This is a genomic window from Microbulbifer donghaiensis (assembly GCF_900129095.1).
GTDB classification, from domain to species: Bacteria; Pseudomonadota; Gammaproteobacteria; order Pseudomonadales; family Cellvibrionaceae; genus Microbulbifer; species Microbulbifer donghaiensis.
In genome coordinates this window covers 141,228-159,172 of sequence record NZ_FQVA01000003.1, presented here as the reverse complement: position 1 = coordinate 159,172, position 17,945 = coordinate 141,228, and the positions used below count along the sequence as shown (strand labels likewise).

General features: G+C 60.6%; 12 protein-coding genes. 7 read left to right on the top strand and 5 right to left on the bottom strand.

Annotated elements, in window-relative coordinates:
• The first annotated feature begins 36 nt into the window (after positions 1 to 36).
• Both BUC36_RS12770 and BUC36_RS12765 read left to right on the top strand, forming a co-directional pair.
• Positions 37 to 3,132 carry an efflux RND transporter permease subunit gene (locus BUC36_RS12770; protein ID WP_073275758.1) on the top strand — a complete coding sequence of 1,032 codons (3,096 nt, stop codon included), beginning with the start codon at positions 37 to 39 and terminating at the stop codon, positions 3,130 to 3,132.
• Positions 3,129 to 4,238: an efflux RND transporter periplasmic adaptor subunit gene (locus BUC36_RS12765; RefSeq protein ID WP_073275756.1), complete on the top strand. Its 1,110-nt coding sequence runs from the start codon at positions 3,129 to 3,131 to the stop codon at positions 4,236 to 4,238. Before BUC36_RS12770 ends, BUC36_RS12765 begins: the two co-directional genes overlap by 4 nt.
• Before the next feature lie 69 nt (positions 4,239 to 4,307).
• Here BUC36_RS12765 and BUC36_RS12760 read toward each other — a convergent pair whose 3' ends face one another.
• On the bottom strand, positions 4,308 to 6,551 hold the full coding sequence (locus tag BUC36_RS12760) for an NHL repeat-containing protein (RefSeq protein ID WP_143186987.1): 2,244 nt from the start codon (positions 6,549 to 6,551) through the stop codon (positions 4,308 to 4,310).
• A 289-nt stretch (positions 6,552 to 6,840) separates the two neighbouring features.
• On the opposite strand from BUC36_RS12760, the gene BUC36_RS12755 reads away from it, so the two are divergent.
• The 5 genes from BUC36_RS12755 to BUC36_RS12735 all read left to right on the top strand — a co-directional run bounded on the left by BUC36_RS12755 (position 6,841) and on the right by BUC36_RS12735 (position 14,457).
• Positions 6,841 to 7,497, top strand: coding sequence for a DUF6515 family protein (locus tag BUC36_RS12755; protein ID WP_073275752.1), 657 nt, complete (start codon positions 6,841 to 6,843; stop codon positions 7,495 to 7,497).
• Positions 7,498 to 7,800: 303 nt separating this feature from the next.
• Positions 7,801 to 9,711, top strand: coding sequence for a hypothetical protein (locus BUC36_RS12750; protein WP_073275750.1), 1,911 nt, complete (start codon positions 7,801 to 7,803; stop codon positions 9,709 to 9,711).
• A 173-nt stretch (positions 9,712 to 9,884) separates the two neighbouring features.
• Positions 9,885 to 12,008: a mechanosensitive ion channel domain-containing protein gene (locus BUC36_RS12745; protein ID WP_234994985.1), complete on the top strand. Its 2,124-nt coding sequence runs from the start codon at positions 9,885 to 9,887 to the stop codon at positions 12,006 to 12,008.
• 21 nt (positions 12,009 to 12,029) lie between these two features.
• Positions 12,030 to 12,965, top strand: coding sequence for a glutaminase (locus BUC36_RS12740; protein WP_143186986.1), 936 nt, complete (start codon positions 12,030 to 12,032; stop codon positions 12,963 to 12,965).
• An 82-nt stretch (positions 12,966 to 13,047) separates the two neighbouring features.
• Positions 13,048 to 14,457 (top strand): rhomboid family intramembrane serine protease, encoded by a 1,410-nt coding sequence (locus BUC36_RS12735; RefSeq protein WP_073275748.1) that lies wholly within the window; start codon positions 13,048 to 13,050, stop codon positions 14,455 to 14,457.
• A gap of 57 nt (positions 14,458 to 14,514) precedes the next feature.
• Here BUC36_RS12735 and BUC36_RS12730 read toward each other — a convergent pair whose 3' ends face one another.
• The 4 genes from BUC36_RS12730 to BUC36_RS12715 form a co-directional block, all read right to left on the bottom strand.
• On the bottom strand, positions 14,515 to 14,868 hold the full coding sequence (locus BUC36_RS12730; RefSeq protein WP_073275746.1) for a 2OG-Fe(II) oxygenase family protein: 354 nt from the start codon (positions 14,866 to 14,868) through the stop codon (positions 14,515 to 14,517).
• Positions 14,869 to 15,012: 144 nt separating this feature from the next.
• Positions 15,013 to 15,708 carry an aspartate/glutamate racemase family protein gene (locus BUC36_RS12725; RefSeq protein ID WP_073275744.1) on the bottom strand — a complete coding sequence of 232 codons (696 nt, stop codon included), beginning with the start codon at positions 15,706 to 15,708 and terminating at the stop codon, positions 15,013 to 15,015.
• A gap of 104 nt (positions 15,709 to 15,812) precedes the next feature.
• Positions 15,813 to 16,352: a hypothetical protein gene (locus BUC36_RS12720; protein WP_143186985.1), complete on the bottom strand. Its 540-nt coding sequence runs from the start codon at positions 16,350 to 16,352 to the stop codon at positions 15,813 to 15,815.
• Between the two features lie 162 nt (positions 16,353 to 16,514).
• Positions 16,515 to 17,933: a tetratricopeptide repeat protein gene (locus BUC36_RS12715; RefSeq protein ID WP_073275740.1), complete on the bottom strand. Its 1,419-nt coding sequence runs from the start codon at positions 17,931 to 17,933 to the stop codon at positions 16,515 to 16,517.
• Between the last annotated feature and the right edge of the window lie 12 nt (positions 17,934 to 17,945).

Genomic DNA, 17,945 nt, shown 5'->3' with positions numbered 1-17,945 from the left:
TTATCCTCAATTAAAAATATACATAAGGTACAGGGTATGGCGCTCACCAACGCAGCGTTAAAAAATCCCGCCGCCACCGCGGTGGCCGTAGTACTGGCCGTGCTACTCGGCGCCTTTCTCGCCAGCCGCCTGCCGGTGCAACTCTTCCCCGATATCGAAAACCCGCAGATCACCATTCAGGCCGGCTGGCGCGCGGCTTCACCGAAAGAGGTGGAGGCGGAAATCGTCGAGCCGATCGAGTCGGTTTTGCAGGGACTCACCGGGCTCGAGCAGATGCAGGTGAATGCCGGCCGCGGCGGCGCCTGGGTGAATCTGGAATTCACCATGGGCACCGATATGGACAAGGTGCTGATCGACGTCATCAGCCGCATGAGCAGCCTGCCGCCGCTGCCGCGGGACGCCGAACCGCCGCGGGTGATGCTCGGTGGCTGGGGCGGCGGCACGCCCGCACTGACCTATTTCTTCCTGCAATTGTTGCCGGGCAATCCCAACACCCTCGAGGATTACACCGGACTGATTGACGATGTGATTCGCCCGGAGCTGGAGGGCGTGCCGGGCGTCGCCAGCGTCGAGGCGCAGAACGGTCGCGCCGGACGCGAGGAACTACAGGTTATCTTCGATCCCTGGAAGGCGGCGGAGCTGGGCATACAGCTGCCGATGGTGACCAGCCAACTCGCCTCGGCGCGGGACGTGTCCGGCGGCTTCACCGACGTCGGCCGGCGCCGCTACACACTGCGCTTTGCCGGTGAATACAACCCGCAGAAACTTTCGGAACTGGTATTGGAGTGGCGCGACGGGCGCCCGGTGCGCCTCGGCGATATCGCCGAGGTCAAGGTGGCGCCGTCAGACAGCAACGGCGCCGCGACCCAGAATGGCAACCCGGCGGTGTCGATGCGTATCAACCGATCCAACGACGCCAATATGCTCGCGACACTGGAACGGGTCAAAGAGAAAGTCGCGCAGCTCAACGAGCAGAAACTGGGACCGGAAAAACTGGTGCTGGTGCAGTCCTTCGACGCCTCGGTGTTTGTCTACCGCGCGCTGAACCTGCTCGGTGGCAACATGGTGCTCGGTGTCCTGCTCGCGGTCGGCGTGCTCTGGTGGTTCATGCGCCGCATGCGCGCCACGCTGATCGTCGCCGCGGCAATTCCGATCTCCCTGCTGGCCACCTTCGTGGTGCTGTCCGCCGCCGGGCGCAGTGTCAATGTGATTTCACTGGCGGGGCTCGCCTTCGCTACCGGTATGGTGCTGGACGCCGCAATCGTAGTGCTGGAAAACATAGTGCGCCTGCGGGAAAAAGGCCTCGATGCGAATGCCGCATCGGAGCAGGGCGCCGGCCAGGTCTGGGGGGCACTGCTCGCCAGTACTGCCACTACGGTGGCGATTTTCCTGCCGGTATTTTTCCTCAACAGCGTCGAGGGGCAGGTATTCGGTGATCTTGCGCTGACGATCGCCGTCGCCGTCGTGTTTTCCCTATTGGTCGCGGTGGCCGTTGTGCCGACGGCGGCGCGACAGTGGCTGCCGGAAATTTCCAGCGACGATCGCCTCGCCGGGCTGTGGGAAAGAATCACTGCCAGGGTGATGGGAATGACCAGCACCGCTGCGCGGCGCTGGCGGGTGATCGGCGCACTGCTGTTGCTGCCGCTAATGGCGACCTGGCTGCTGCTGCCGAAGCTGGATTACCTGCCGCCGGTAAAACGGGACGCGGTGGACGTCTGGCTGAATTTCCCCGCCGCTACCAACACCGACACCATTAAGCACGAGATCGTCGCCGAGCTGGACAGGCGCATGGCGCCGTATATGAGCGGTGAGCGCGAGCCGGCACTGAAAAACTACTACATTCTTACCTGGCCCAATGGCGGCACCATGGGGGTGCGCGTCAAGGATATGGACAAGGCCGCCGAGATGGAGCGAATCCTGCGCGAGGAAGTGCTGGTGGATATACCGGACTTCCAGGGCTTTGCCGCGCGCGGCAACCTGTTCGGCGCTTTCGGTGGCGATCGCCAGATTGCACTGCACCTGCAGTCCCGCGACGCCGACGGTCTGATGAAAGCTGCCGCCCGCGGGGTGGAGGTGGTCGGCGAGATAATGCCGGGTGTGCCGGTACAGCCGAACCCGGGACTGTCGCTGTCCGAGCCGGAACTGACCGTCTACCCGAACGACCGCGCCATGCATGAGCAGGGCTGGAATCGCCAGGATATGGGCGGGCTGATTCGCGCCCTGGGCAACGGTCTCTATGTGGGCGAATATTTTAACGGTGAGAAACGCCTCGATGTCATTTTCAAGGCACAAGAGTGGAGCACGCCGGAGCAGCTGCAGAATACCCCGCTGATGACGCCGCGCGGCGAAATCGTGCCGCTGAACCAGCTGGCCAGTGTCGAGCGCACCGTCGGTCCCGGCAGTCTGCGGCGGGTTGATGGCCGCCGCACCATTACCCTCAACATAGTGCCGCCGGACAATGTCTCTCTGGAAGAGGTGCGCGCGCAGATCGAAGCGGAGGTGCTGCCAAAAATCCAGGCCGCCATGCCCGCGGACGGCAGCATTCTTATCGGCGGCAATGCCAGCGATCTGGACAAGGCCCTGGTATCCCTGTCGCAGAACTTCGTACTGGCGCTGCTGATTTTATTCCTGCTGATGAGCGCGCTGTTCCGCTCACTGCGCGACGCCGGGCTGGTGTTGCTGACGGTGCCGCTGGCCACCGTCGGCGGTGTGCTGGCGCTGCAACTGCTGAACCTGATCGGCTTCCAGCCGCTCGACCTGCTGACGATGATCGGCTTTGTGATACTGCTCGGACTGGTCGTCAACAATGCCATCCTGCTGGTGCACCAGACGCGCGCCGCCGAGGACGAAGGTGCCAGCCGCGTCGAAGCGGTCGAGCAGGCACTGCGCCTGCGCCTGCGGCCCATCTTCATGAGTACGCTGACCAGCGTGTTTGGCATGTTGCCGCTGTTGGTCGCCCCCGGTGAGGGCAGTGTCATTTACCGCGGGCTGGCGGCCGTCATTGTCGGCGGTATGGCCGTCAGCACCCTGTTTACCCTGGTGCTATTGCCGGCGCTGCTGCAGACCGGATCTATAACTTTGCCGAAATTCGCGCGCCTGCGCGCCCGTTTGGTTGCGAGGAATTCCCTATGAAAAAACTGATTGCGGCCGCACTGCTCGTAGCGCTCGCGGCGCCCGCTTTGGCCCAGCAGCAGGAGGCGGCTGTCACGGTCGACCGTGCCCAGCTGCGCGAAATCGCCCCGAGCCAGTGGTCCGCCGGCAAGGTGGTGAGTCGCCGCGATATCCGCATCTCTGCCGAGCTCGACGGCGCACTGGAATTCGTTGCCGAGCCCGGCAGCCTGATCAGGAAAGGCGAGCGACTGGCGCAGCTCGATGGGACCCACTGGCGCCTGCAGTTGCGCAACAGCGACAGCCGTATCGCCCAGCTGCGTGCCCGCCTCACTTATCTGGATGCGCAGCTCGAACGCCTGAGCAAACTCGCCGAAACCAACAGTACCTCCCGTTCCGCGCTGGAGGAGCAGCAGGCCGAGCGCGAGGCCATGGCCCAGGACCTGGTGGCCGCGCGTATCGAGCGGGACCGCCGCGCGTACGAGCTGTCCAAGACAACGATCAATGCACCCTTCGATACGCTGGTCGTCAGCCGTGAGCACCAGGCCGGAGAGTATGTGCGCACCGGCAGCGAGCTGTTGCGCGCACTGGATATGTCGCAGCTGGAAGTGGAGGCGGATATCCCGCTTATTGCGCTGCCGCTGCTGCGTGCCGGCGAGCCGGTTGCGCTGCGCAGCGATGTCATCTCTCAGGCCGAAGAGGCGCGTGAGGGCGGTGAGATGCTTGAGGGCCACGTGCGCCAGTTTGTACCGGTAGCCAGCGCCAATTCGCGCCGGGTAAAACTGATGGTGCAACTGCCGGAGCAGTCGGACTGGATTGTGGGCATGCCGGTGCAGGTGGCCGTGCCGGTAGCGGCGACACAGCGGATGGTGGCCGTGCCGCGCGATGCCCTAGTGCTGCGCAACGGTGACGCCTTCGTGTTCCGCGTCGACGCTGACAGCAAAGCCGAACGCATGCCGGTGACCACCGGCAGCGGTGACGGTGAGTGGATCGCGGTATTCGGCGGATTGACAGATGGCGATCGGGTTATCGTCCGCGGCGCCGAGCGGCTGCAGCCGGGGCAGGCGGTCAAAGTATTGTCGGAAGTAGTGCGAGGTTCGACAGATGACCCGGTAAAGGCGGGAAGCTGAGTGACGGTGGCATTTCTCTAGCATATAAAAAAACCGCTCTTCAAGAGCGGTTTTTTTCATTGTGAGACCTTATCGCGATAGCGTGACGAGTTCACCGGATTCAAAATCGATCTGGATCAGGTTCCTGAACTTGGTGCCCAGAAGTTGCCCGTTCGATGTCGCCTTTACGTCGAGAATGCTGATGTTGTTTCCGAGGCCGTAGCCGTAATACTTCCACGGCATGACTGAGCAGGCCTTGCTCTCAAGGTCGAATCGCATCAGGTAGTCTCCGGAAATCCACATCCACCGCTTATTGGGATCAAGGTGCAAGCCTTGGACGCTGCCGACATTGATATCCAGTGCATTTCGGCCCTGGTCTTCCACGCAGTTATTAAGCAGCAACGTTGTCTCACCGCTATCGGGATCGTAGGCGTGCAACTCACCGTTTGCTTGGGACAGGATATAGATCTGCCCGGATGACTCATCCAGTTCGACGTCGACGGGGACATCGATTGTCGCTGATGAATAAAGCTCAGTCATCGAATAGGTCGACAGGTCCAGGGTCAATACGGAGTCCGTCGAGGTCTCGGTGATAAGCAATCGATTGCCCGACTCATCCAGGGTTCCTCCGGTGAAGCTATACCCGCTCCCAGAAGATGCGAGTGGCGTAACGGCTCCGTCGCCGAGCGTTACCGCAAAAATCTCGTGCTCGAATACCGCAAACAGGCGACCACCCGCAGAATCCAGAATCAGGTCCTGCGCGATGTAGTTGTAGGGGAAATCGAAATGTGCGAGCACTGATCGGTTGCCTGTCGCCAGGTCGACTTCGATCAGGTTCTCGCCGGCATTGCCGCCGTCATCGAGGACGTAGGCCAGACCATTGGGTTCGTCGAGTTCGATTGCGCGCGGCGCCAGCAGGTGTTTCCCGGAACCCAAGCCATTGGCAGCAAACTCGGTGCGCGCGCCGGTATCGGTATCCACGGAAAAAATATAGCCAAATCCGGAGTCGCCAATTAACAGCCGGTTGTTGGCTTCATCGAGGGCGATGGCATCCAGCTGGTCGATATTGAAAAGTTGTTCGTTCGCTTCCAGCGAGAGAATCTCCCTGGTCCCGGTCGGAATATCCGCTTTTGCTATGCCATCATATCCAGCGACAAAAGCGGTCGTATCATCGGCGCTGACATCGACAAGATTTAGGGTCAGGTTGAAGGCTTCGGTGACGCTCGTTGAGTCGGCGCCTGCGTAGTCGATTAGATTCAGGCTGTCGTCACCACCCAAATCGCCGGCAACTCTGGTATTGATCGCCATGATGCCTGAGTTGGCAAGGGCAAAGGTATTCGCGGCAAATTTGCTTCCCGATTGCGTCGCCCCATCCACTAACGGGGTGAGAGTGTTGCCGGCAAAATCATAGCGGTAGATGACGGACTTGTTGTCATCGTAACTGACGGCGGAAAAGTACTGCACCAGTAAATAGAGACTGCTGTTGTCGGCGGAAACCTCTGCCTCCCAGACGCTGGCGAATAGCCACTCCGCTGGATCCAGGTTTAGGTTTTGTTCAAACAGGAAGCTTTGCGCGCCGGTGTCCAGTGACAAGCTGGTTATCTTTAGTTGATTGTCGGCGAGGGTGGTACAGACAATCGCATTGTTGTCGGGCTTGAGCGCGAAGCCGCCGCAGAATGGGTGGTCGGGGACGGATACGGTCCTATAGCTATCGTCATCGAGTCCCATGACCACAAACAGGTCGTGCCAGGCTTGTCCCACGAGTTGCCTGTTTACCGGGTCGATCTCGAATGACGTCGGTACCGCCCGATTCAGGACGCTGGCCTTAGCTGCGGCATGGTCCACATTGCCGGCCTCATCTTCTGTTTCTACCACGACGGTTGAATCATCCGCAGCAGGGACGGGGATGGTCACTTCCCACTCCACGACATCGCCTGCGTCACTCGTATCGGTGCCGCTGCCGTCGGAAAGCAGGCGGGCGGGATTCGAGGAACGGATGGCCAGTCCGGATGTGGAGATAGCGGTGGCATTCCGGGTCAGGGTCGCGCTCTTGCCATTGACCCGCACCGCTTTGATCGTGCCGCTATCGCTGGCAATACCCTTTACCGTCAGGCTGTTCGAGCTGGTGCGCGCGGCCGTCCACGGGAACATTATGGACGCGACAGGAGCATCGCTGTCATTACTGGTCCCGACGCCGCCACCGCTGCTGCTCCCCGTAGGATCAGTCACCGGGTCCGGGGTCGGGGTCTCTCCATCTCCGCCACCACCGCCCCCGCCACAAGCGGTTAAGAGTGCTCCGACGAGTATCGGGATAAATAGTTTGATGCGAATCATGCCGTTCCCTTTGCTTTGACGGTTAGTTAGTCGATGTTTTTATCATTTGTAGGAGGGCAGGGCGCGACTGAAAGCGTATTTCCGTGTTGTTTTTCAAGCTTTCTTGGTGATGTGACTCACGTTATTTTGCTGGTGTCTTCAAATGCTTAGTCACGGCCGCGATGCTAGAGCGCGCCAGTGATGCCTCGACTGCTGGTCCTAGCGAAGGCCCGAGCCGTGCGACCCCAATTTGGGATGGGCATCGCCGCTGAATAAACTTCTGGTAGTTTGCAAGAGAGGGGATGCGCTCATGCACTACGCCATTGCACTCCTGCTCAGTCTCGCCGCGTCGCTTGCCTGGGCCCAGGATCGCTTGAGATCTCTGCCTTCCGGCGCCTCGCAAATCCTGGTGGGCGGCCAAACGTATCACTACTGGCGCGGATCCTTCTACCGGCCGGGCGAAGGGGGTTACTTGCGTGTAGAGTCGCCGCTGGGCGCACGGGTGCCTAATGTACCCGGTAGCAGCAGTACCTTTACCATGGGCGGCGAGCGCTATTTCGTCTCCAGAGGTACCTTTTTCCTGTACGACCCGCGAGGGGACGACTTCGCGGTCATAACCCCGCCTTCGGGCTGGCGCGAATACTACAGAGAGCAGCCGCAACTCCGCTCGCTTGCAGCCCCGACGCCGCCGCAGCCCCCGGCAGTGACCCCCCGTATCTATGCGGCGCCTGAACCCAGATACCGCCCGGAAAGCTACTATGGGCGCTATCGCGGCGATTATTATTTCCGGGGCTATGGTTACTACGGCCGTTATGGCTACCGCGACAATATTGCCGACCTGAGCTACCGCGAACTCAGATCGACCTGCCGCCGTATCGCCAGGGACCAGTCGCGTCGCGGTGACGTCGGTCCTTACCGCCGCCAGCCGGGCAGCTACTGGGATGAGTACAATCGGTGCATGCGCTAGTAGCCCTTCGGAAACGATTCACATGTGAGCCGCTGGCCGCCGATCGGGATGGCCAGCGGCGATTGAAAAGAGCGTGGGGATAGCACCATCGGGACGCCATAAATGATACCTGTGCGCCACGCGCTAATGGTTGATGGCCACTTCCCGGGTGAACCAGCTGACGCCGCTGAATAGCCTGCCATATTTCTCCCCCCTTATGCCCTAGTCTTTAACGGATGCTCTCGTAATAGCCGGGGCAGCCATGCGGATGGCTGCCATCGCGTGGACACCGACGGCTGGGTGGTTAAAGGGAAGTACATACCAATGAATAGGGATCTGTTCGCGGGCTGGCGAAGCTGTGTCGCCCTGCTCCTCGCCTCGATACTTTGTGCTTGTGGAAGCGGCAGTGGTGGCGACAGGAATGGCGGTGTCGATAGCACGCGCTCGTCCAGCACTGCTGAACCAGCACCAATCTGTGCCACTGGTGATAACGAACCCTCGTCCGAACAGTGCGGGCAGCTGTATATCGGCCTGACGGATCTGGAGGGGGACTTTATCCGCTACCAGGTGGACGTTACCTCCCTGCGCTTGCAGCGCTTCGACGGCACCTGGGTCGAGCTGCTGCCGGCGGCGAACGCCGTGGATTTCGTTCAGTATCGCGAGCGCACGGAGCTGGTTACCGCGGCGACCCTGCAATTGGGCAATTATGTGCGCGGAGAAATCACCCTAGATTACAGCGATGCGGATATTCGCGTCGACGTGGACGGCTTTGCCGAACGGGCACGGGTGCGATTCGAGGATGGCGCGCGGGTCCGCGAGGTGACGCTGGCTCTGGAATTCGATCCATTGCGACCCGTCGTCGTGGTGCCGGATATACCGGCGCTATTGCAACTCGACTTTAACCTGGTGGCCGCCAACAGCGTCGATACCGTCGTGGAACCGCCGGAGGTGACCCTGTTGCCGGCGGCGACCGCGGCGGCCAACCCGCTGCTCCTGAAACCGTTCCGCATGCGCGGGCCACTGATCAGCGTGGACGAAAGAGAGGTGTCTTTCCGTATTGCGCTGCAGCCCTTCTATAGCGACACCGAGCGATACGGTGGCGTGAATATCCAGATTAGCGGTGAAACCGACTGGGAAATCAACGGTGAGCGCTTTTTTGGTGCCAGCGGGCTCGCCGCACTGGCGGAGTTGCCCGCCGATATTGCGACACTGGCGTTCGGCGTGTTCGACCGCAGTACCCGCCGCTTTATTACGGATTTGGTTTATGTCGGCAGCAGCGTTCCCGGCGACACACTGGACACCGTCAAAGGTCACGTATTGGCGCGCCGGGGCAATCTCGTGACGATTGTCGGCGCGCAAGTGATCCGCGCCGACGGCAGTGTTTCCTTTCGCGATGAGCTGGAACTGCTGCTGACGGACACCACGCAGGTCACAGTGCCGCGCTTTCCGCTGCGGCAGGAAATTATCAGTGGGGTTTCCATCGGCCAGCGTATTGCCGCCCTCGGTCACTGGAACGATGGCCTGCTGAGCCTGGACCTGGACCAGGGGCGCGTGCGCCTGCTGTCGACCACGCTGGATTCCTTCCTGAACTCCCGTGTCAGCGATGAGATGAATGTCACCGCACTGGAGTTCGGCGGGCGCGACGCGCTGCTGTTCGACTATCGCGGCACTTCCAACAGCGAGGACCAGGATGCCAACCCCGACGGCTACCAGGTTGATATCGGTGCGCTGACGGTGCCGCCGCTCGCGGTGGGCACGCCGTTGCGCTTCCACGGCTACGTGACGTCCTTCGGTCGTGCGCCGCCGGATTTCTCCGCCGACTCGCTGCAGGATTTCAGCGTAAATGGCGCGCAATTTCTGGTGAGCTGGATACCGGGCGGCAGCGACATCCCGTTCCTGACCCTGGATGCCGGCGGCATAACCGTCAACCTGGCGCCGGACCTGTTGGGGTTGGATCACACTATTCGCCGCGGCGCCGTGGTCACCGATTTGTTGTCGCTGTTCACGGTGCCACGATTGCAGCCGGTGCCGGAGGAGGACGGCGGACTGTACGCACTGGCCGAGGACGACATCGTCTTCATGTATTCCGACTTCAGTGAGTTTGTCATCGACCTCAACGATCGCCTGATCGACGGCGCAAGGGTGCAGCGGCTATTCGCCGAGGGCGGCTGGGTGACAGGTGGCGGTGCGATGACGGTCAATAGCGTAACCGTTGTGCTGAGCCCCCGGCTGTGACTGCTGGCGGCTGCGGCGCAAAAAAGTCGCAGCCTGCCTCGACTACACTGAACAGGATGGATTCCGCGGAATTCGTGTTGTTTATCGCGTCGAGAATTTTTCACGGATAGATGCGCACTATGGCGGGTGATTGTAGTTTTTCCCCCCTTCGAATTGCGCGCTGTGATCGCAGTGTGCCGCGCATACTGCTGACTTTCTTCCTGTCTCTTCTCTTTGCTTGCAGCTCCCTGATTGCCAGTGCCCAGCTTCCGGGCAGTGAACCCAAAAAATTCGAACCGGTAATTCCGGACTTTGCCGCTCCGTCTGCGGACTGGTGGACCGAGTGGACAGAAGCTTCCAGCGAAGAGCGCCAGCAGTGGCTGGAGGCCTTGACCAAAGCCTGGCAAGAATGGCGGGAGAAATTGCCTGAAGACGAAGCGTTGCAAAAACGCGCCACCTCGATTGGCCAGAGCCTCCAGGGCATCGAGGTAACCTGGAAGAGAAACCAGGAATACCAGAAAGTCACACTGCTGCCGGATATTAAGTTTCCGGAAAAGCCGGATGTGATGGACTGGGCCAAGGCGGACGGCGCAATCAATCGCGGCCGGCAGCGGATGACGAGCTTCCAGCTGGAAGCCCGCCAGCTCGACCAGACACTCGGCCAGTCACTCAGCCAACTGCGCAAACAGGTAATACTGCTGCGTGAAGCCCGTGACACAGAGGACCGGGAAGCGACCGCCCTGACGCTGCTGAGAACGCAGATCAACCACCTGAATATCATCGAGCAGCGTGATTCGCTGGAAGAGTTTCTCGGCACCTGGCAGGAGAAAATTGATTCGGCCGAGGACCACCTGAAACGTATGCTCGACTCGCTGCTATACAGCGAAGAGGCGGCCAAGGCACTGGAAAAAGAGATCAAGACACAGTCGGATGCGATCGAGAAAATCGGTGCGACGCGCACCAGTATCCAGGGCTCTCCTGAGCTGCGCACCGACCCGGTCAAGGGCCTGCAGAAAGACCTGACCCTGATGCAGCTGGAAGTCGACCTGCTCGAGGGCCATTTGAAACGGCGCAAGGCCGAACTGCTGCAGTCGATGAACTGGGTATTGATGGAGGGAAAGGATGAGGAAGATCGACAGCTGATAGTCAGCCGCGACCTGCTGGAGACGGCGGGCACCATCATCGAAAGCACCTCGCGGGAACTGAACCTCCGCCAGCGCCAGGTTTCCGCCTGGCGCGGTGAAGAGGGCGAAGAAGGCCCGGACCTGAGCCGCTGGTGGGGCTATTTCGAGCGCATCGACAGCGGGCTCAACAACGCCCAAGATTTGGTCAAAGACATCCTGCGCTACGAAGTGGCACAACTGCAGGTCTACAAGGAGCGCCAGGGCTGGTGGGCGACGGTGCGCGAACGCACGAGCCTCATGATTGACCAGGCCTACAAGCGTTGGCGCCAGTTGGCGGATTTCCAGTTATTCACCATCGCGCAGAACCCGATCACGCTGCGGGATATCGCCAAGATTATTTTCGTCATGGTGTGCGCCTGGCTGATCTCCAGCTTTACCCGGCGTTTCCTCAACCGCCTGGTGCGCAAGAAGCACGCCAGTGAATCCTCGATGTACAACCTCGGGCGCGTGCTGCACTACAGCATTATTGCCATCGCGATCATCATAGTGCTGAGTATGCTGGGGCTGGACACCTCCAAGCTGGCGCTCGTGGCCGGTGCCCTGTCGGTGGGTATCGGTTTCGGGATGCAGGCGATTTTCTCCAATTTTATTTCCGGGCTGATCCTGCTGTTCGAGCAGCCGCTGCGCGTCGGTGACCTGGTGGAGTTGGAGTCTGGTGTGTTCGGTCGCATCCGCGATATCAATGTGCGCTCCACCAGAATCACCACCCGCGACAACGTGGACATACTGGTGCCCAATACCGAGTTCGTTGCCGGGCGCGTGATCAACCATACCCTGGACGATCCGGTGCGCCGTATTCATGTTCCCTTCGGTGTGGCCTACGGTTCCGATCCCGACCTGGTGCGCGAGGCGGCGATGGCGGCGGCAGAGCGGGTCACGATTACCCACACCGACTGGAAGCGCAAAACGGAGGTCTGGCTGATGCAGTTCGGCGACAACTCCCTGAACTTCAAGCTGGTGGTGTGGATCAACAGCAATATGGTCTCGCCCCTGGGTGACCCCTATGCGCTGTACAACCTCGAGCTGCTGCGCGAGTTGAATGAAAAGGGTATCGAAGTGCCTTTCCCGCAGCGCGACTTGCATGTGCGCAGCTGGGATGTGCCACTGCCGATCAGTCGCCATTCACAGAAATAGCGCGGGGAAACGGAATAGGTCGTGGCACTGCCGAAACCGATTAGTGACGAATTTCTGCAGCAGCTTGCCCGCGATGCGCGCACGCATTTCGGCCGCGGGCGGGTCGCGCGCTATATCCCGGCACTCGCCGAAGTGCGCCCGGACCAGTTCGGCCTGGCGATCTGCTATCGCGACGGACGCCTGCAGACCGCCGGTGACGCGCACACCGGTTTCTCGAGCCAGAGTATCTCCAAGGTACTGGCGCTGGTGATGGCGATGCGCAGTACCGATGTACGCAAGCTCTGGCAGCGAGTGCGCCAGGAACCGTCCGGCATGGCCTTTGCCTCACTGGTGCAGCTGGAGAGTGAAAACGGCATTCCGCGCAACCCGTTCGTCAATGCCGGCGCGTTGGTGGTCGTGGATATTCTCTGTGACGCACAGTTCCTGGTGCTGCACCGGATGCGCGAGTTCGCGCGTGCCCTCTGCGACGACCCCACCATTGGCTACGACGTGCGGGTGGCGCGCTCGGAACTGGACAACACCGCGCGCAACGCCGCCATCGGCTGGCTGCTCAAGAGCTTCGGCAACCTGAACGGGCGCGTCGAGCGGGTCCTCGAGGTCTACTGCCACTTCTGCGCCCTGCATATGAGCTGCGCGCAGCTGGCGCGCTGCTGCAACTTCCTCTGCAACGGCGGCGTCAACGCGACTACCGGCGAGCGGCTGCTGACCCGCGAGCAGGCGCGCCGCGTCAACGGCCTGATGCTGACCTGCGGCCTCTACGATGCGTCCGGCACCTACGCCGCCCAGGTGGGTCTGCCGTCCAAGTCCGGGGTTGGCGGCGGCCTGCTGGCAGTGTTGCCGGGGGAGTTCACCGTCTGCGCCTGGTCGCCGGCACTCGACAGCCTGGGCAATTCGATCGTCGCCAGCTGGGCGCTGGAGCGGCTGGTGGAGCATATCGGCCGCTCGCCGCTCGGTTAAATTTCAGTCGGAGTGTTTGTTATCCGAACGGTGCCCCTGTATTCTGGGGGTCATTGCAACCCTCAGTTTAAGGCCGGCCGTAGTGCTAATCATTCCCATCCAGAACAAGCCCGACTGGCGCCGGCCGCCGCTGATGTGCTTTGCCCTGATCGCCCTGAACCTGCTGGTGTTCGTGCTCTACCAGGGCCGCGATGAGGCGCGCTGGCAACAGGCGGAGGACTACTACTTTTCCAGCGACCTGCCGGCGCTCGAGGAACAGCGTTTCCTCGTCTATGTGGACGAGCTGCACCCGGAGTGGCGCATGCAGGTGGACGTGCAGGGCGAGGATTTCGTCTACCGCGAACTGCTGTGGAACCCGGAATTCCACCACTGGCTGCTGCCGCAGCTGCGCGCCGAGGGTGAGACCCAGTGGCTGGCGCAGCGCCAGCAGTTCGCCGAGCTGCGCGATCGCCTGAGCAGTATCGCCATGGGCCTGACGCCGGCGGAGCCGAATGTGGGCGGTCTGTTCGGTCACATGTTCCTGCACGGCAGCTGGGATCACCTGATCGGCAATATGCTGTTCCTGCTGTTATTCGGCCTGTCGGTGGAGCTGGCCCTGGGCGGGCTCTGGTTTGCCGGCCTCTACCTGCTCGGCGGCCTCGCCGCCGCCGGCCTGCATATGGCGGTCGAGGCGGGCAGCCCGGTGCCGATGGTCGGCGCCTCCGGCGCGGTATCGGCGGTAATGGGCATGTTCGTGGCCATCTACGGCGTGCGCCGCCTGCGCTTCTTCTACACCGTCGGCTTTGTGTTTGGCGAGTTCAGTGCGCCGGCACTGTTGGTGCTGCCGCTGTGGCTGGGCAAGGAAATCTTCGGTTACTTCTACGGCGACGCCGGCATCGCCTACTGGGCCCACACCGGCGGCCTGCTGGCCGGTTTTGTCGCCACGCTGCTGTTGCTCAGCCGGCGCCCGCCGCTGGAGCAGCTGCCGGTGGAGGCGGAAGCGCCGTCACCGCAACAGCGCGCTCTAGCCCGTATCGACCGCTTCCAGGAGGAGGGCAAGCTGCTGGAAGCCACCGACGCCGCCACCGCGGCAGTGCGCCAGTATCCGCAGTCACTGGTGTTGATCGAGCGCGCCATCGAACTGACCGCCGCGGCCCCGGCAAGCGAGGCCTTCCACCGCGCCAACCTGGCGCTGTTTGCCCAGGCCAGCAATATCGCGATCGACGGCCATACCCTGGCCGACGGTTACCGCCGCTACCTGCAGCAGGCTGCCCAGCCGCGGGCACTGACCACCAAGGTGTGCCTGCTGCTGGCCCGCCGCGCCGCGCAGGAAAAGGACTGGAAGTGGCTGGAGGAATTGCTGCGCCGACTGCAACAGCAGCAGGTGGAACACCCGCTACTGCCGAAACTGAGCATGGCCCTGGTTGGCCACTACCGGCGCCTGGGCGATGAGAGCCGTGCGCGCGAGGCGTTGCATCTTTTCCCGGGGGGAGAGGTTACTGCCCAGCAGTGATTGGTGCGAGCGGGATGGGTTGCCCGTGTCCTTCCGGCAGCGCAACCGTCGCGTCGCCTAAACGCTTCTGACCCAGCCGATACTCAACAAATAGCGGTTACCCTGCTCAACTTTTGTTACCGAGTGCTCGCAGATGTCCGGCCGGAAGAATTTGATTCGGTGGCTTTGGTAGATCGGCGCAGCGCAGACAAACTCCCCACCTTTTCTCGCCTTCCTTAACACGATATTCAGCCGGTAGTGGCGGCCGCCGGTTACCTTATCCCTGTGCGGTGGCACCTCGCAGCCCTGGGGGAATCGCAGCAGATAGCAGTCAAACTTCACCGGCCAGCGCGCTGCCAGGAGCAGCATCTTCTCGTAACCGGTCTGCTGCCGGCCTTTTTGCCAGCGCAATAAATGGCTGAATCTGGACATTTTCTAATGATTCTGCAGCTAAGACCTTGAGTCGTATTTTTAAGAGATTCCAGCCCCGTCGCCGCCCATTTGGGTTTCCGGGCAATGAATGCTTCCGAAAATCCCGGGACGGTGCGTAGGCTGGCGGGGCGCACTACGGGCCCTTTACGATGCCAGGGCAAGCTCCACGGCGTTTTTTGCATGGATGGCGGTGGTGTCCAGTAGTCTTACATTGGTATCCGCCTGGCTGACTAACATTCCAATCTCCGTGCAGCCGAGAATCACGGCCTCTGCGCCCTGAGCTGCCAGCGCCTCGATGATACGCAGGTAATCCGCTTTCGAATCCGGCTCGATCTTTCCCTGGCAGAGTTCTCGATAAATGACCCGGTGAACGATTTGTCGGTCCTCTTCGTTTGGTACCACTACTCTAAGGTTGTACTTGTTTTCTAGCCTTCCTTTGTAAAAATCCTGCTCCATGGTGAAGGCAGTACCCAGCAGGCCAACCGTCTTTATGCCGTCACTGACGAGAACTTCCGCGGTGGCATCGGCGATATGCAGCAAGGGAATATCTATTGCCGCTTCTATCTCCGGCGCCACCTTGTGCATGGTGTTTGTGCAGATCAGCAGGAAGTCGGCTTCGGCAGCCTGAACACTCTTTGCCGCCTCACACAAGATCTTGGCGGTGCCATCCCAGTCGCCGGCGTGTTGCAGCTTTTCGATCGGATCGAAATCGACGCTGTACATGGCGATCTGCGCCGAATGCAGGCCGCCAAGTTTCTGCTTGATCCCCTCGTTAATTGCGCGGTAGTAACCGAGCGTGCTCTCCCAGCTCATGCCGCCGAGCAAACCGATTGTTTTCATGGATTCTCTTTCTGTATCGCCAATATCTAATTTCTGCGCTGAGGAGATCGAATGACTGTGCAAGTCTTACGAAGCGCTGAATATCAGAAATCCACAGCCGAGAGCTATTGGGAGTAAGTGCCGTCATATCTAAGCCGGGCTACCAGCGCAGAAATGCCTTTTGCTTGCAACACTAAGAATAGGCCCAGTGCTAGCTGTATACCGGAGTATAAGACCTCAGCGAATCGCTCTCTGGGTTTTACAATCTCGTTTAATACGGTAATTCCCTTTGCCTGCCACCACATATACAAATTTTGTACAAACTCTGGTATTGCGTAAGTAAGCACAAAGAAACCCAAGATCGTTAAACCGGTTGTTTGGAGGTCTTTGGCGGGTTGCGATAGATCCGCACCGGAGGTTTCGGTCTTCGGAAGCAGCCAAATCGCCACAGTTCCAGGAAAATTAATCAGGATTGCAGAAGATGCAATCATGAATAGTAATGCTCCAGCATGCATCAGAAACCAGCCATTAAACTGCTCTCCGTACTCCGCGCTGAAATATGAAGAAAGGGAGGTTACAGCGGACACCAAAAATTGGGCTGATTTTACTATTCCGTATACGCCAACTAATCGAAGACCAACGCCTAAAAGTTCAGTGCTCTTCAATGATTGCCTCCTATCTATTTTCGTCGCAAATCACAGTGTTCATAGCTTTAGCCGTTGTGATACATGTGAAGAGAGGGCAGGCCGCAACGGCATCAAGGCCTCCATCATCGAAGGGGATTTCCCCTTCAGGTGCGCGAATGAGATTTAGAAAAGGCAATATTATCAGCCCGCTACCTGTGCACCCTTGAGAATCTGCTCCAGCGTATCCACCTGCTTGCGCAGGCTGCTGTTCGGGAACTTCTGCTTTACATAGGCCAGCAGTTTTCTCGCCATATCCTCGCGGTTGAAGCCGTCGATATAGATCTGCGCCAGCAGCAAGTAGGCCGCATCCAGGTGGCGGTAGTCCCAGTCTTCCTTGTGCAGGTTGTTCAGCAGTTGCGCCGCCGGGCGGTATTTCTGCTGGCGGTAGAGCGCCTCTGCGAGCCCATGGCGCAGGTGGGATTTGTCGATCGTGGGCAGTGGGTCGGTGGCCAGGTAGAGTTCCGCCGCCTTGTGGGCGCGCTCCATGCGAATGAATTTTTCCAGCAGGTGCGGGCCCAGTTCGCGCAACGCCTTCTTGTCCTGGGATGCGAGCAGCAGTCGGTAGTAGCGCTCGTTCAGGGCGATATCGTCCGGGTAGCGGCGCAGGCACTCCACCAGCGTGCGGCGTGCATTTTTGAAGTCGCCCTCGCGCATCAGTATCTGTACATCCGCCAGGGTGCGTGCGCGCTCGAACTCTCGTTCTTCCAAGTAGCTGTCGGCATCGTCGTGTTCGGCGCTGATACCCAGGCGCTGCTGCCGGGCTAGGCAGATATAGCCCATCATCGCGCTGGTGACGATATAGAAGTAACTGGTGCTGGCCGCCACGACGGGGACAATGGCCCAGGGTGGCAGCTTGTCGCCGACCAGCAGTAGCAGATAGCCGGGTGCGGCGGAAACGGCGCTGGTGGCGAGCCACAGCAGCCAGTAGGGCCAGCCGATAATCAGGGTGAACTGCAGCAGCTTGAGTGGATTGATGGCGGCGCGCAGGCTTTTCTCCAGTGCCAGTACGATCATCGCCGCCGGCGCCAGCAGCGATAAGGCGATGGAGTAGAGCTGCAGGGCGCCAGTGCCGAGTTTCATAAACTGGTAGCCGACGAAGCCGGCGATCAGTGTCATACCGATCACTTTCACGAACAGTGGCGCGCTGTTGCCGTCCAGCGCATCGCCGAACGCCGGTGCCTGCAGCTGGCCGCCGGCCAGGCGCTCGATCACCAGCAGGTTGTAGCGGGTAACCAGTGCGATGGTAGCCAGCAGGAGCGCCAGCGACAGGATGCCGAGTCCGGAAATCAGCAGACTGGCGCCGGTGGCGAGAGCCAGCACGGTCAGCGGTCCGGGCTGCAGTGCGTACTTGAAGTAGAACAGCCCCATCTGCCAGAAGGGCTTGGCGCTGTTACTGGCGCCGATATAGTCGATCGACTTGCGGCACAGGGGGCAATCGGGACGGCCGTTGTGGTAGTTGGCGCTGGCGCCGGGGATACAGGTGCTGCAGTAGTGGCGGCTGCAGGGCTGGCAGTGCCAGGCGGCCTCGGCGGCAGCGTGATAGTTGCAGGATTCGGCCATGATGACTTCCCT

Excerpts from the sequence above, each read along its gene's own strand:
- BUC36_RS12770 (WP_073275758.1), top strand. The coding sequence starts at position 37 with ATGGCGCTCACCAACGCAGCGTTAAAAAATCCCGCCGCCACCGCGGTG.
- BUC36_RS12760 (WP_143186987.1), bottom strand. The coding sequence starts at position 6,551 with ATGATTCGCATCAAACTATTTATCCCGATACTCGTCGGAGCACTCTTA.
- BUC36_RS12725 (WP_073275744.1), bottom strand. The coding sequence starts at position 15,708 with ATGAAAACAATCGGTTTGCTCGGCGGCATGAGCTGGGAGAGCACGCTC.
- BUC36_RS12715 (WP_073275740.1), bottom strand. The coding sequence starts at position 17,933 with ATGGCCGAATCCTGCAACTATCACGCTGCCGCCGAGGCCGCCTGGCAC.
- BUC36_RS12750 (WP_073275750.1), top strand. The coding sequence starts at position 7,801 with ATGAATAGGGATCTGTTCGCGGGCTGGCGAAGCTGTGTCGCCCTGCTC.
- BUC36_RS12765 (WP_073275756.1), top strand. The coding sequence starts at position 3,129 with ATGAAAAAACTGATTGCGGCCGCACTGCTCGTAGCGCTCGCGGCGCCC.
- BUC36_RS12730 (WP_073275746.1), bottom strand. The coding sequence starts at position 14,868 with ATGTCCAGATTCAGCCATTTATTGCGCTGGCAAAAAGGCCGGCAGCAG.
- BUC36_RS12755 (WP_073275752.1), top strand. The coding sequence starts at position 6,841 with ATGCACTACGCCATTGCACTCCTGCTCAGTCTCGCCGCGTCGCTTGCC.